This is a genomic window from Burkholderia sp. WP9 (genome assembly GCF_900104795.1).
Lineage (GTDB): Bacteria > Pseudomonadota > Gammaproteobacteria > Burkholderiales > Burkholderiaceae > Paraburkholderia.
In genome coordinates, this window is sequence record NZ_FNTG01000002.1 from 2,571,370 (window position 1) to 2,585,886 (window position 14,517).

The following is a 14,517-nucleotide window of genomic DNA, read 5'->3' on the forward strand; positions in this document are numbered from 1 at the left end:
CCGCTGGCTAGATTGATAGCACTGCAATCAATCTATTCACGCGGAGCGAACCCATATGAACGTCAGAGCCACAGGAGTCGAAATCGCGGGGCACCATGCGGACGGCGAAGCCGAGCGCATCGTTGCAGCGCTCGTTGCGAGGGCGCGCGCGGCGCAGCGCGCTTTCGAGAGTGCGGGGCAACAGGTGCTCGACACCGCCGCCGCCGCCGCCGCATGGGCCATCATGGAGCCGGCGCGCAACCGGCAACTGGCGGAATGCGCCGTACACGATACGGGTCTCGGTAATGCCGACGACAAATTCCGCAAGAACTATCGCAAAACGCTCGGCCTGTTGCGCGATCTGCACGCACAGAAGACCACCGGCGTGATTGCCGAGGACAAGGAAAACGGTATCGTCGAAATCGCGCGAGCCGTCGGCGTGGTGGCGGCGATCACGCCCTCGACCAATCCGGCGGCGACGCCTGCGAACAAGATCATCAACGCGCTCAAATGCGGCAATGCGGTAATCGTCGCGCCGTCGCCCAAAGGTTACTCGTCCTGCGCGCTGCTGGTTGGGTTCATTCACGCGCAATTCGCCAAAGCGGGTATCGATGCCGACCTCGTGCAGATGTTGCCCGCGCCGATCAGCAAGGCGGCGACGGCCGCGCTGATGCGGCAGTGCGATCTGGTCGTGGCCACCGGCTCGCAGGCGAACGTGCGTATGGCGTATGCAAGCGGGACGCCTGCGTTCGGCGTGGGCGCGGGCAACGTCGCTTCGATCGTGACCGCGTCCGCCGATCTGCATGATGCGGCGCGCAAGATTCTGCGCTCGAAAACGTTCGACAATGCAACGAGCTGTTCGTCGGAAAACAGCATCGTGATCGAAGACGCCATCTATGCGCCGATGCTCGCCGAACTCGCCGCGTGCGGCGGCGTGCTCCTCGACGCTGCCGGGAAGGCCCGTTTGCAAGCGGTGATGTGGGTCAACGGCAAGCTCTCCGAACAATGCACGGCGAAGTCCGCGGAGGTGATTGCGCGCGTAGCGGGCCTCGACGAAGTGGCGGCGCGCCACCCCAAATTTCTGATGGTGGACGAAAGCGGCGCGGGCAGCGACTATCCGTTCTCCGGCGAAAAACTCTCACCGGTTCTTGCGGTGTATCGTGCCGCCGGCTTCGATGCGGCGGCCGAAGTGGTGCGCGGCATCTATACGTATATGGGAGCCGGTCACTCGGTCGGACTGCATTCAAGCGATGCGGCGCAAGCGGTCCAGCTCGGGCTCACATTGCCCGTGGCGCGCGTGATCGTGAATCAGGCGCATTGCCTCGCCACGGGCGGCAACTTCGATAACGGCTTGCCGTTTTCGCTGTCGATGGGCTGCGGCACGTGGGGGCGCAATAACTTCTCCGGCAATCTGGGCTTTCGCCACTATCTGAACACCACGCGGGTCGCCTATCCGATCGAAGAGCGCGTGCCGGAAACGGACGAATTGCTCGGTGACTTCTTCGTGAGGTACGGCCGATGAACACGCCCGCCACCATTCGCGCGCTGATCGACGAGCGCGCCGCACAGCATCCGGACAAACCATTCCTGCTGGCCGCACTCGACGACGATGAACCAGCGGTCCGCGACCGGCGCGCGACTGTGCTGACCTTTCGCGAATTGCGCGACGACTGCCGCGTGCTGGAGGCACGCTTCAGTGAAGCCGGGCTGCGGCCGGGCGACGTCATTTCCGTGTTCATGGGCAACGGCATCCAGACCGCCCGTCTTTTGCTCGCGGCCATGTACAGCGGGCTCGTCGCGAATCCGCTCAATCTGCTGTGCCAGCCATCGCAGGTGCGCTATATCGTCGACCACTCCGATACGCGGATGATCTTCACCGGACGCGACACGCACGCGGTAATCAATACGGCCGTCGCCGAGTTGCGCACCGCCGGGCTGACCCGCGAGATCGCGTTGATCGAGACCGACCCGGTGCAAGCCGAGCCGCCTTCTCTCGCCAGGCGCGAGCCCGCTCTGGCTGAAACGGGCGCGCCTATGGCGGCCAGGTCCGTTACAGCCGCGCTGGCACCTGCGTCCGCGACGCGCGATCCACAATGCGCGCCGGACAGCGCGTCGGCGCATGAGCCGGCCGCTGACGACGTCGCGTTGCTGATGTACACCTCGGGCACCACGGGCACGCCCAAAGGCGTTCTGCTGACGCATCGCAACCTGGTTGCCAATGCCCGCAATATCAGCGTCGAACACCGCCTGAGCTCCGACGATCGCGTGCTTGCATCGTTGCCGCTTTATCACATTAACGGACTTGTCGTGACCTTGCTCGCGCCACTGTTCCATGGCGGCTCGGCAGTCATGACATCGCGCTTCTCCGCGCGGACGTTCTGGCGCGATGTCGCGCTTCATGCCTGCACATGGATCAACGTGGTGCCGACCATCGTCGCCTATCTGCTCAATGCCGACGAAGCGTGCACCTACGATCTGTCGGCGCTGAAGTTTTGCCGCAGCGCGTCGGCGGCTTTGCCTGCCGATCATCATCGCGCGTTCGAAGCGCGCTTCGGGGTCGGCGTGATCGAAACCATGGGTATGACGGAAACCGCCGCACCGGTTTTTAGCAATCCGTATGAAATGGGCCGGCGGCGTATCGGGAGCATCGGTCTGCCGTCGGGTGGCGAGGCGCGGGTGATCGACCGGGCAGGGCGTGAGTGCGCCGCCAACGAATGCGGCGAACTGGTGTTGCGCGGCGAGCAGGTGATGGGCGGCTATTACAAGCGGCCCGAAGAAACGGCGGCGGCATTTACCGCGGATGGCTGGCTGCGCACCGGCGACCTCGGTTATCGCGATGCGGACGGTTATTTCTACATCAACGGCCGTGCCAAGGAACTGATCATCAAGGGCGGCGAGAACATAGCGCCGCGCGAAATCGATGAAGCGTTGTTGCGGCATCCCGATGTGCTGGATGTCGCGGCGGTCGGCGTGCCCGATCCGGCCTACGGTCAGGAGATCGTCGCCTTCGTGGTGCCGCGTCTGAGCGGCGGACGGGCCGCACCTGATCCGGCGGACCTGCGCGAACACTGCGTGCGCGAGCTGGGTCGCTACAAGACGCCGAAGGAGTTCCGTTTCGTCGACGAACTGCCGCGCGGCCCTTCGGGCAAGGTGCAGCGCCTCAAGCTGGTGCCCACTTGACGGCGCGCCGCCGGTCGGCGGCGGCAAGCGCGGGCCGGGTCACGGCACTGGGCGCAACGCGGTAGATCGTATGGCCGGCAAGGCCGCGGTCGTTACACATAAAAGAGACAGCCAACCTTTGCATGGGATCAGGGTAAGCGCCCACGCGCCAGCTCTGGTCGACAGGAGACAGCATGGAAACCCGTATCCGACGTGTCAAGACACGCCATATCATCCTGGCGGTCATGTGCCTGATGTATTTCATCTCGTACATCGATCGCGTGAACATTGCCGTGGCCGGTCCGTTGATCCGTCACGAGATGGGCCTCACGACCGTTCAGCTCGGCCTGGTGTTCTCGGCCTTCGCCTATCCGTATGCGGCGATGCAAATTGTTGGCGGTTGGCTCGCCGACAAGTTCGGTCCGAAACTGGTGCTCACGGTGCTTTCGTTGATCTGGGGCGTGGCCACGCTGGCTACGGGCTTCGCGGGCAGCGTCACGATGCTGGTCCTGATGCGCTTCGCGCTCGGTGTCGGCGAAGGCGGCGCGTTTCCTACCGCGACGCGCGCCTTTACTTACTGGATGCCGGTCGCCGAGCGTGGCTTCGCGCAGGGCATTACCCACAGCTTCGCGCGTCTGGGCGGCGCGGTCACGCCGCCGCTCGTACTGGCCGTGGTGGCCACGGGCGGCTGGCGCGACGCGTTCATTCTGCTCGGCATCGCGAGCCTCGCGTGGACCGTACTTTATCTCTTCGTATTCACTAACTCGCCGGAGCAGAACCGGCGCATCACGCCCGAGGAAACCGCAGAAATCGGCTACCGCGCCGGCGATTGCGACCGCGCGAAGCACGCGGCTACACCGTGGCGCAAACTGGTGCGCCGGATGTGGCTCGTCACCTTTGTCGACTTCTGCTATGGCTGGCTGCTGTGGGTCTATCTGACCTGGCTGCCGTCCTATCTGCGCGAGTCGCGCGGATTCGATCTCAAGCAACTGGCGCTTTTCACCGCGCTGCCGCTGCTCGCGGGGGTGGTCGGCGACACGCTCGGCGGCGTGGTGTCGGACAAGCTCTACAAGATGACCGGCCGTTTGCGCTTCGCTCGCTGTGCGGTGCTGGTGGTGGGCATGGGCGGCTCGCTGGTGTTTCTGCTGCCGATGGTCTCCGCCACTGATCCGCTCACGGCCGTGTGGTTCCTGTCGGCTTCGTTCTTCTTCCTTGAAATCACCAACCCCGTGCTGTGGACTTTGCCGCTCGACATTGCCGGCAAGTATGCGGGCACGGCCGGCGGCATGATGAACACGGGCTTCGGCGTGGCAGGGATGGTGTCGCCCGTGGTATTCGGCTATCTGATCGAGAAGACCGGCAGCTACAACGTGCCGTTCAATATCTCTGCCGGCCTGCTAGCGGTCGGTATCGTGGCGGCGCTATTCATCGACACCGGCAAGACCGTCGAGGCCGACGAGGAGCGCGAGCGCGCCGCCGGCGGAGAACTCGGCGGCATGGCGTCGTTCCTGCCGGCGGGGGCGGCGGTGCGGCTGGAGCGCCATCACTTGCGCCGGCCGTTGCGGTGGCGCAAGTGAAGCAAGAAACTGAAGCAGGCAACTGAAGCAGGCAACCGAAGCAAGGCGGCGGCTAGAGGCGCGCCGGACAGGTTCATCTGGCCGGCTTGAGCGCGCGCAAGCGCCAGATCAGGCTCGACGTGTCGAAGCGGTTGCCGCCGAGCGATTGCACGTCGGCATAGAACTGGTCGACGAGCGCCGTCACCGGCAGCGACGCGCCGTTGCGCTTCGCTTCGTCGAGACAGAAGCCGAGGTCCTTGCGCATCCAGTCGACGGCAAAACCGTAGTCGAACTTGCCGTCGATCATGGTCTTGCCGCGATTGTCCATCTGCCAGCTGGCCGCCGCGCCCTTGCCGATCACCTGCAGCACGAGCGGCATGTCGAGGCCCGCGAGCTGGCCGAAGTTGATCGCTTCGGAGAGCCCCTGAACCATGCCGGCGATGCAGATCTGATTGACCATTTTCGCCAGTTGCCCGGCGCCGACGGCACCAATCAGCGTGACGGCCGCCGCGTAGTGCGCGAGCACCGGCGAGGCCTGCTCGAAGATGGCCGGCTCGCCGCCGCACATGATCGTCAGCTTGCCGTTCTGCGCGCCGGACTGACCGCCGGATACAGGCGCGTCGATGAAGTGCAGACCTTTCCGGCCCGCGATTTCAGCCAGTTCGCGCGCGACGTTCGCGGACGCTGTCGTGTGATCGACGAACGCGGACCCTGAGGCCATGCCGGCAAACGCGCCGTCGTCTCCGAGCGTGACGCTGCGCAGATCGTCGTCGTTGCCGACGCACGCGAGCACCAGTTCGGCGCCGTCCGCGGCTTCCCGCGGGGTGCCGGCCGCGCGGCCCCCGTACTCGGACACCCATTGTTGAGCTTTCGACGCGGTCCTGTTGTACACGGTCACGTCGAGGCCTGCTTTCGCGAGATGGCCGGCCATGGGGTAGCCCATTACGCCGAGACCGAGAAACGCGACACGGCGAACGGTGGATGGGGCGGGCTGTGCGATGGGTTGATTCATTGGGGCTCCATAAGCTGGGCTGGGTTGGGGAGGGTGGGGTAATTATCAGGGTGCGGCCGTCCGGGCAGCCCCGAAGATGACAAAAATCTCATTTTTCCGCCATGTTGGCACTGCGGCAGCGCCGTAGCATCGGTCGCACCTGGTCAACGGTTCACCTACCTATGCTCACGCGTCACCTTGCTGCCGTTCTTGCGCTTGCTGCGGTGAGCACGGCTTACGGAGAGCCGGCAACATCGCTTGCGCCGCTCAGTCCACCTGCGCCGTCGACTGCCCAGGCCGCGGCGCGCGAGAGCCTCGCCTTGCCGCTCGACGAGGCACTCGGGATCGCGGCCGGGAACAACCCGTTGCTTCGCGGCGCACGCGCCGACGCGGATGCGTCGAGCGGGACGTTCATGCAGGCGGGCGCCCGGCCCAATCCACAGATCTCGCTGCTGCAGGAGGGGTTCGGCGGCACCGATCGCACTTCGACGGCGCTGCTCAACCAGACCGTCGAACTCGGCGGCAAGCGTCAGGCGCGCCTCGACGTCGCGTCCTATGGGCGCGAAGTGGCGCTGGCATCGCTCGACGCGCGCGGCGCGGCCCTGCGCGCGGACGTCATCGCCGCGTTTTACGGATTGCTCGCGGCTCAACGTCAGCTGCGGGTCGCGCAGGAGTCCGCCGGAATCGCGGCGCGCTCGGCGGAACTGGCGGAAAAACGCGCGCGGGCCGGCAAGGTGTCGCCGGTGGAGGCGACGAAGGCGCGGGTCGCCGCGACCGGCGTGCAGATCGAACAGGCCAACGCCGCCACGCGGCTGACGATCGCAGCGGAGAAGCTCGCGAACGTGACGGGCAGCCCGCTCGTGCGAGGACGCCCGGTGAGCGGCGACATAGAAAGCGTGCCGGCGATCGGGGCGCTTTCGCAACTCCTGCCTCACCTGTCCGACGCGCCGCTTGCGCGCGCCGCAAAGGCGGAGACGCTGCGGGCCAACGCCGCGATTTCCGTGGAGCGCGCAAAGCGCATCCCCGATGTCACGTTCAGCGTGGGCATGAAGCGCGTCGTCACGGGCGGCGTTCCCGGCAACCAGGCGGTGGTCGGCGTGTCGATTCCGCTTCCGATTTTCGACACCAACAAAGGCGCGCTGCTCGAATCGGTTCACAAAGCCGGAAAGGCGAGCGCCGACTTCGACAGCGAAACAGCCCGCTTGCAGCTGGAGCTGACGCAGGCCTACGCCAACTACGAGAGATCGAATCTGGAAGCACGGCGCCTGAAAACCGACGTGCTGCCAGCCGCGCGTGAGGCGCTCGACGCAATGTCGCGCGGCTACGAACTCGGCAAGTTCGCCTTTCTGGATGTGCTGGACGCGCAGCGCACGTTATTCCAGGGCCAGTCGCAATACGTGCAGGCACTGGCCGACGCGCACTTTGCCTACGCCGACATCGGCCGGATTGTCGGCGTGCCGCTCGCCGACGTCTCCTCGCGCAACACCGCGGACCCATCGCCACGCTTACCGTGAAGGACTTGTCATGCCGCGCAGAAAACTCATCATCGCCGTTGTGGCGACCCTCGGCAGTGTGAGCATCGCGCTCGCCGCTTTCGCGTTGACGCGCGAGTCGTCGAATGCTGAAGGCGCTTCGGGGGCCGTGCACACTTCAGCGGCAGCGCAGGCTTTGCCCGGCCGGAACGGAGGCACGGTTCTCGGCGACGGCGCACTATCCGTCGAAATCGTGCTCTCCGAGAAGCCGGGGGACGCGCGCCTCGTCGTCTATCCTCTTATCGACGGCCAGCAGGCGGACAAAGGCGTCGCCGTGTCGGGCTCCATCACTCGCTACGACGGCTCGAAGCTGCCGCTTCCGTTTGTGCCGGCAGGCCAGAAGTGGACCTCCGCCGAACCGATCGGCAAGCCTCACGTATTCGACGCAACCATCGACCTGAAGTGGCGCGGGCAATCCGCGTCGTTCGTTTTTTCCCAGGCCGATGGCGCGATCGCGCTCAGTGCGGCGCAAATCGAGGCGGCCCAGATTCGCCTCGGCGAAGTCGGTCCTGCCCAGATTCTCACGACATTCCAGCTGCCCGGCGAAATCCGCTTCAACGAGGATCGCACCGCCCACGTCGTGCCGCGTGTGGCGGGCATCGTGGAACGGGTGGGTGTGTCGACCGGCGAGCAAGTCGTGCGAGGGCAAGTGCTGGCGGTCATTGCCAGCACCGATCTTGCCGATCGCAGAAGTGAACTGCTCAGCGCGGAGCGCCGGCTCGCCGCGGCGAGAACTTCGTACGCACGCGAAAAGACCTTGTGGCAAGAGCGCATCTCGGCCGAGCAGGACTATCTGCAGGCGCAGGTGCAATTGCGCGAAGCCGAGATCGCCACGCAGAACGCCCGCGCGAAACTCGCCGCGCTGAATGCGCCGGCGTCGGCGGACGCATTGAATCGCTACGAGTTGCGCGCGCCGTTTGCCGGCACCGTGGTCGAAAAGCATGCGACGCCCGGCGAAGCGATCGCGGCGGACGCCAGGCTCTTCGTTCTGTCCGACCTCTCCTCCGTGTGGGCCGAGATGGCGGTGCCGGCCCAGCGTTTGAACGATGTGCGCGTCGGTCGCGACGCCACCGTCAGCGCCGCCGCATTCGAGTCGACATCCAGCGGTCCGGTGGCCTATGTCGGCGCGCTGCTCGGCGAGCAAACCCGTACCGCGCCGGCGCGCGTGGTACTGCCCAATCCCGACGGAGCGTGGCGGCCGGGCATGTTCGTCAATGTGTCGGTGGACGCCGGCCGGCAAAGCGTGCCGCTCGCCGTGGCGGCCGATGCGTTGCAAGACATCGACGGCTCGCCCGCCGTCTTCGTGCAATCGCGTGGTGGCTTCGTCGCTCAGACCGTTCAGACCGGACGCCGCGACGACAAGGTCGTCGAAGTCGTGAGCGGACTTCGGCCGGGTCAAAAGTACGCCGCTTCGAACAGTTTCGTCCTCAAGGCTGAACTCGGAAAAGGCAGTGTCGAGGGACATTGACGCCCTGACGCCATGAAGCGCCTCGCACCTGCCGCGGGCAGGCCGCGCTCCCGTCACCCGGTTCCAAAGGACCATCTCCATGTTCGAGAGACTGATTCGCTTCGCCATCGCGCACCGTTGGTTAGTCATGCTGGCCATTGCCGCTGTCGCGGCGGTCGGCGTGTACAGCTATCAGAAGTTGCCTATCGACGCCGTGCCCGACATTACCAATGTTCAGGTTCAGATCAATACCTCCGCGCCGGGTTATTCGCCGCTCGAAGCGGAGCAACGCATTACGTACCCGGTGGAGACCGCGATGGCCGGTCTTCCCAATCTGGCGCAGACGCGTTCCATCTCGCGCTACGGGCTGTCGCAGGTCACGGTGATCTTCGAGGACGGCACCGACATTTACTTCGCACGTCAGCTCGTCAACGAAAGGATTCAGGAAGCCAAAGACAAGCTGCCGCCCGGCGCCACGCCGGCAATGGGTCCGACGTCCACGGGTCTCGGCGAGATCTACCTGTGGACAGTCGAGGCTGACGCGTCGGCCGTCAAGCCTGACGGGACCCGTTACACGCCCGCGGACCTGCGCGAGCTTCAGGACTGGGTCATCAAGCCACAACTGCGCAATGTGCCGGGTGTCACCGAGGTGAATTCCATCGGCGGTTTCGTGAAGGAGTTCCGGGTCGCGCCGAATCCCGCCAAGCTCATGTCCTATGGCTTGACGCTGGCGGACGTGGTGCGCTCGCTCGAACGCAACAACGACAACGTCGGCGCCGGTTACATCGAAAAACGCGGCGAACAGTATCTCGTGCGGGTGCCCGGCCAGGCGCGCTCGGTGGACGACATTTCCAATGTCGTGCTGACCAACGTGGGCGGCGTGCCGGTTCGCATCAAGGATGTCGGACAGGTGGATATCGGCCGTGAATTGCGGACGGGCGCCGCGACCTCGAACGGCGAAGAGGTGGTGCTCGGCACCGTATTCATGCTGATGGGAGAAAACAGCCGCACCGTTTCGAAGGCCGTCGCGAGCCGGATGGACGACGTGAATCGCACACTGCCCGCGGGTGTGCGCGCGATTCCGGTGTACGACCGCACCGTTCTCGTTGAGAAGGCGGTGCAGACGGTGAAGAAGAACCTGCTCGAAGGCGCGGTGCTCGTGATCGCCGTGCTGTTTCTTTTCCTCGGCAACCTGCGCGCCGCGCTGATTACAGCGCTCGTCATTCCGCTTTCCATGCTGATCACGTTCACCGGCATGGTCAACGCGAAGGTGAGTGCCAACCTCATGAGTCTGGGTGCGCTCGACTTCGGCATCATCGTCGACGGCGCGGTGGTGATCGTGGAAAACTGCGTCAGGCGGCTCGCGCATGCGCAGAAGCTCGCCGGCCGGCCGCTGACCCGCGAGGAGCGTTTCGCCGAAGTGTTCGGCGCGTCGCAGGAAGCGAGGCGCGCGTTGATATTCGGTCAACTGATCATCATGGTGGTCTACTTGCCGATCTTCGCGCTCACAGGCGTCGAGGCGAAAATGTTTCACCCCATGGCGATCACCGTCGTGATGGCGCTGGCCGCTGCGATGGTGTTGACAGTCACCTTCATTCCTGCTGCTATTGCGCTGTTTATCGGCAAACGCGTCGAAGAAAAGGAAAATCGCTTGATGGGCTGGGCGAGGCGGCTCTACGAACCGCTGCTCGCCGCCTTCATGACGCGTCCGAGACGGGTGTTTGTCGGCGCGGTGGTGATCGTCACGTTGAGTACCGGGCTGGCGGTGCGCCTTGGCAGCGAGTTCGTCCCGAGTCTGAACGAGGGAGACCTCGCCGTCGCCGCGCTGCGCATTCCGGGCACGAGTCTCTCCCAGTCGGTCAGCATGCAAATGGCCATTGAGAAGACGTTGAAGCAACGGTTTGCGGAAATCGAACGCGTGTTTGCCCGCACGGGCACCGCCGAAATCGCAGCGGACCCGATGCCGCCCAACCTGTCGGACGGCTACATCATGCTCAAGCCGACGGACCAGTGGCCCGATCCGAACAAGTCGCGCGAGAAGCTGGTGGAGGAGATCGAAGCGGTGCTCGCAGAGCTGCCAGGGAATGCGTATGAATTCTCTCAACCCATTCAGCTTCGCTTTAACGAATTGATCTCGGGGGTGCGTAGCGACGTGGCGGTGAAGGTCTTTGGCGACGACATGGCGGTGCTCAACGGCGCGGGCGAGCAGATCGCGGTGGCATTGCAAAAAGTGCCGGGCGCCGCCGAAGTCAAGGTGGAGCAAACCACAGGCTTGCCGGTTCTGACCATCAACGTCGAGCGCGACAAATTGGCGCGCTATGGCGTCACGGTCGGCGACATTCAGGACACGGTCGCGGCGGCGGTGGGCGGCAAGAAGGCCGGCACGCTGTTCCAGGGCGACCGGCGCTTCGATATCGTGGTGCGGTTGCCGGACGAACTGCGTTCGGACATCGAGGCGATCAAGCGGCTGCCGATTGCGTTGCCGTCTGCGTTGCCGTCTGCGTTCCCGTTTGCGCCGTCGTCCGCGTCGGCGGCAGGCGGTGGCGTGCCCGTCGTCCAGGCGCCGTACGTGCCGCTCGCCGAACTGGCCACGGTCGAGCTCGCGCCGGGTCCGAACCAGATCAGCCGGGAAGACGGCAAGCGGCGCGTCGTGGTGAGTGCGAATGTCCGGGGCCGCGATGTCGGCTCGTTCGTGGCGGATGCGCGCGAGCAGATACGGCAGGACGTGCAGGTGCCGACGGGCTACTGGTTGTCGTGGGGCGGACAGTTCGAGCAGTTGCAAAGCGCGAGCGAGCGCCTGAAGCTGGTCGTGCCGCTGTCGCTCTTCATGGTGTTTGTCCTGCTCTTCATCATGTTCAATAATGTTAAGGATGGCTTGCTGGTCTTCACCGGTATTCCATTTGCATTGAGTGGCGGCGTGCTGTCGCTCTGGTTGAGGGACATTCCGCTTTCCATTACCGCAGCGGTCGGATTCATTGCGCTCTCGGGCGTCGCGGTGCTGAACGGGCTCGTCATGATTGCCTTCATCAGAAATCTGCGGGAGCGAGGCGTGGAACTGGACGCGGCGGTTCGTGAGGGCGCCGTGACACGTCTGCGGCCCGTCTTGATGACGGCGCTCGTCGCCTCGCTCGGGTTCTTGCCCATGGCCTTCGCAACCGGCACCGGGTCGGAAGTGCAGCGCCCTCTGGCAACGGTGGTGATTGGCGGCATCCTGTCGTCCACGGCGCTGACGCTGCTGGTTTTGCCCGTGCTGTACCGAACCGCTCACGCGTCGTCGTGGCGCGCCGTTGCCGTGAGCCGGCTGGCGCAAGCCGCGCCGGGGCGGATACTGCGCCGGCTTGGCTTTTTCTAGAGGTGGTTCGCATGCGGATTCTGTTAGTGGAAGACGAGCCGAAGACCGGCGCCTATCTTCGCAAAGGCTTGTCGGAGGCGGGATACGTCGTCGATTGGGCCGAAGACGGCGTCACGGGTCAGCACCAGGCGGAGTCGGAAGACTACGACCTGCTGATCCTCGACGTGATGCTGCCGGGACAGGACGGCTGGACGCTACTGAAGAATCTTCGCCGCACACGGTCCACGCCGGTGCTGTTTCTCACCGCACGCGACGACGTGGGAGACCGCGTCAAGGGGCTGGAACTCGGTGCCGACGACTATCTCGCGAAGCCGTTCGACTTCGTCGAACTGGTGGCGCGCGTCAGATCGATCCTCAGGCGCGGAAAGCCACGCGAATCCATGTCGCTGCAGGTCGCCGATCTTGAACTGGACCTGACGCGGCGCAAGGCGACCCGTCAGGGCGACGTGATCCTGCTGACCGCGAAGGAGTTCACGCTGCTGTGGCTGCTCATGCGCAAGGAAGGGGAGATCCTGCCCCGCGCGACGATCGCCTCGCAGGTGTGGGACATGAACTTCAACAGCGATACGAACGTGGTGGATTCGGCAATCAGGAGGCTGCGCTCCAAGGTCGACGACGCCTACGAACCCAAGCTCATTCATACGGTGAGAGGCATGGGATACGTGCTGGAAGTCAGAGGCGGTAGCAATTAATGAGAGGCGCGGTGTCAAGAACGCTCCAGTCGCGGCTGACTGTCCTGATCATTCTGTCGACATCGGTCATTCTCGCGTTGAGCGGCCTCGCGCTGTATGGCGCGCTGCGCAGCCGCCTGGAGTCCACCTCGACCGAGCTCATGTCCGGCACTTTGGCGGCGCTGGAGTCGCATCTGGCCGGAAGTCAGAACATCGAGGATATCGTCCGCGACGCACAGACGTGGATCGACTTGCTACACGGCCACCAGAACATGGCGCTCGCTGTCTACGATACGGCGGGCCAACGCCTCGTCAGCACGCCTGGGTTTCAGTCGTACGCGCCGATTCTCGCAACCCGCGCGAGCGAGGCCAGCACCGAACTGACACGCGCCGACTTGAACCTTCGCTACCTCGTCGCCATGGTGCCGCTCGACGCCGCGACGGGGCGGTGGGTGCGCATCGCCGTTCAGTACGATAGAACCAATGACCGGGCGCTGTTACGGGCGCACGCCTATACGGCGGTCATCATCGAAGTGTTCGGTGTGATTCTCGCCGCCGCGTTCGCCTACGGGATCGCCACGCTGGGCTTGCTCCCGCTGCGCAGGCTGGCAGCCCAGGCTGAGGCGATGTCGACCAGCCGCCTCGCGCAACCTTTGCCGGAACTCGATGCGTCGGGGGAATTGAAGGAGCTGGAGCAGGCCTTCAACGGCATGCTGGCGCGGCTCGACGAGTCGTTCACCCGGCTCAGTCAGTTCTCCTCCAATCTGGCGCACGATATGCGCACGCCGCTAACCAATCTGCTCGCCGCCGCTCAGGTGGCGCTGTCGCAACCTCGGACCGCGGAGGACTACCGCGACGTGATCGAATCGAGCGTGGATGAGTATCAACGACTGTCGCGCATGATCGAGGACATGCTGTTCCTCGCGCGCTCGGAGCAGGCTGATGCGGCCTTGTCCCTGCGCGCGCTCGACGCAGCCGCGGAAGCCGAACGCGTCGCCGGCTATTACGAGCCGATGGCCGAAGACGCGCAGGTGAGGATCGAGGTGACGGGGCAGGGTACGGTGCATGCCGATCTGCTTCTGTTTCAACGGGCGCTCAGCAATCTGCTGTCGAACGCGCTCGTGCAGGCGCCGAAGGGCAGCACCATTACTATCGACTGCAAGGAAGAGGCGAATTCAACCACGCTGACCGTGTCGGACTCGGGACCTGGTATCGAGGCGCATCATCTCAAGCGCATCTTCGAGCGGTTTTATCGTGTCGACCCTTCGCGGCAAGGCTCGGCCTCTGGCACAGGGCTTGGCCTCGCGATCGTGAAATCGATTATGAACAATCACGCGGGACACTGCGGGTGCGAGAGCCAGCCCTACGTTCGAACCCGCTTCTGGTTGCGTTTTCCCCGGCGTCACGACCTGAGCATGCCGGTGACCCGCGGCGCCGTGCGCAAGGATTGAGAGAACGCGTTCGGCGGCACACTCGCAATCAGACGCGCCGCCGGGTCACTGCTCCCGGCGGCGCGCGCGGCTATCGGGCCGCGATGCTGTCGTGATGATCCACCGGCGGTGTCGTTTCGCCCGCATGCCAGGTGATGGCGTGCAACTCCTTGTTGCGGGCAATCCTGTCGGCACTGGGCGGATATTGGGTCTTGCTGTTTGGAATCACACCGTCATGCTGAGCCTGAACCAGTTCCTGGTTCACCTGAGCGCGGGACTTGCCTTGTGCCTGCGCAACCTGAGAGGCCGCGCCGATCATCGTCATGGCGACAACGCATAGGGTGTAGAGCTTGGCGTTCATATTGAAACCTCCTTAGTGATGACCACCGGTCGGCGATCC

General features: G+C 64.7%; 10 protein-coding genes. 8 read left to right on the forward strand and 2 right to left on the reverse strand.

Annotated elements, in window-relative coordinates; all coding sequences use genetic code 11:
- Positions 1–55: 55 nt before the first annotated feature.
- The 3 genes from sauS to BLW71_RS32620 all read left to right on the forward strand — a co-directional run bounded on the left by sauS (position 56) and on the right by BLW71_RS32620 (position 4,715).
- Positions 56–1,501, forward strand: coding sequence for an acylating sulfoacetaldehyde dehydrogenase (gene sauS / locus BLW71_RS32610; RefSeq protein ID WP_091806978.1), 1,446 nt, complete (start codon positions 56–58; stop codon positions 1,499–1,501).
- Positions 1,498–3,159 carry an AMP-binding protein gene (locus tag BLW71_RS32615; protein ID WP_091806979.1) on the forward strand — a complete coding sequence of 554 codons (1,662 nt, stop codon included), beginning with the start codon at positions 1,498–1,500 and terminating at the stop codon, positions 3,157–3,159. The genes sauS and BLW71_RS32615 overlap by 4 nt, the downstream gene beginning before the upstream one ends.
- A gap of 173 nt (positions 3,160–3,332) precedes the next feature.
- Entirely contained in the window at positions 3,333–4,715 is a 1,383-nt protein-coding gene (locus BLW71_RS32620; RefSeq protein ID WP_091806980.1) for an MFS transporter, read from the forward strand.
- A 73-nt stretch (positions 4,716–4,788) separates the two neighbouring features.
- On the opposite strand, the gene BLW71_RS32625 is transcribed toward BLW71_RS32620, so the two are convergent.
- A complete protein-coding gene (locus BLW71_RS32625; protein WP_091806981.1) occupies positions 4,789–5,706 on the reverse strand; it encodes an NAD(P)-dependent oxidoreductase in 918 nt (305 codons plus the stop codon).
- A 161-nt stretch (positions 5,707–5,867) separates the two neighbouring features.
- Between BLW71_RS32625 and BLW71_RS32630 the strand changes: the two genes are divergently transcribed.
- From BLW71_RS32630 to BLW71_RS32650, 5 genes are all read left to right on the forward strand, one after another.
- Entirely contained in the window at positions 5,868–7,199 is a 1,332-nt protein-coding gene (locus BLW71_RS32630; RefSeq protein WP_091806982.1) for a TolC family protein, read from the forward strand.
- Between the two features lie 10 nt (positions 7,200–7,209).
- Entirely contained in the window at positions 7,210–8,685 is a 1,476-nt protein-coding gene (locus BLW71_RS32635; RefSeq protein ID WP_091806984.1) for an efflux RND transporter periplasmic adaptor subunit, read from the forward strand.
- Between the two features lie 79 nt (positions 8,686–8,764).
- On the forward strand, positions 8,765–12,016 hold the full coding sequence (locus BLW71_RS32640; RefSeq protein WP_091806986.1) for an efflux RND transporter permease subunit: 3,252 nt from the start codon (positions 8,765–8,767) through the stop codon (positions 12,014–12,016).
- A gap of 11 nt (positions 12,017–12,027) precedes the next feature.
- Positions 12,028–12,708 (forward strand): heavy metal response regulator transcription factor IrlR, encoded by a 681-nt coding sequence (gene irlR, locus BLW71_RS32645; RefSeq protein WP_091806989.1) that lies wholly within the window; start codon positions 12,028–12,030, stop codon positions 12,706–12,708.
- On the forward strand, positions 12,708–14,138 hold the full coding sequence (locus tag BLW71_RS32650; protein ID WP_091806990.1) for a heavy metal sensor histidine kinase: 1,431 nt from the start codon (positions 12,708–12,710) through the stop codon (positions 14,136–14,138). The genes irlR and BLW71_RS32650 overlap by 1 nt, the downstream gene beginning before the upstream one ends.
- Positions 14,139–14,208: 70 nt before the next feature.
- Here the strand turns inward: BLW71_RS32650 and BLW71_RS32655 are convergent, their stop codons facing one another.
- A complete protein-coding gene (locus tag BLW71_RS32655; RefSeq protein WP_091806992.1) occupies positions 14,209–14,478 on the reverse strand; it encodes a DUF4148 domain-containing protein in 270 nt (89 codons plus the stop codon).
- Positions 14,479–14,517: the final 39 nt, after the last annotated feature.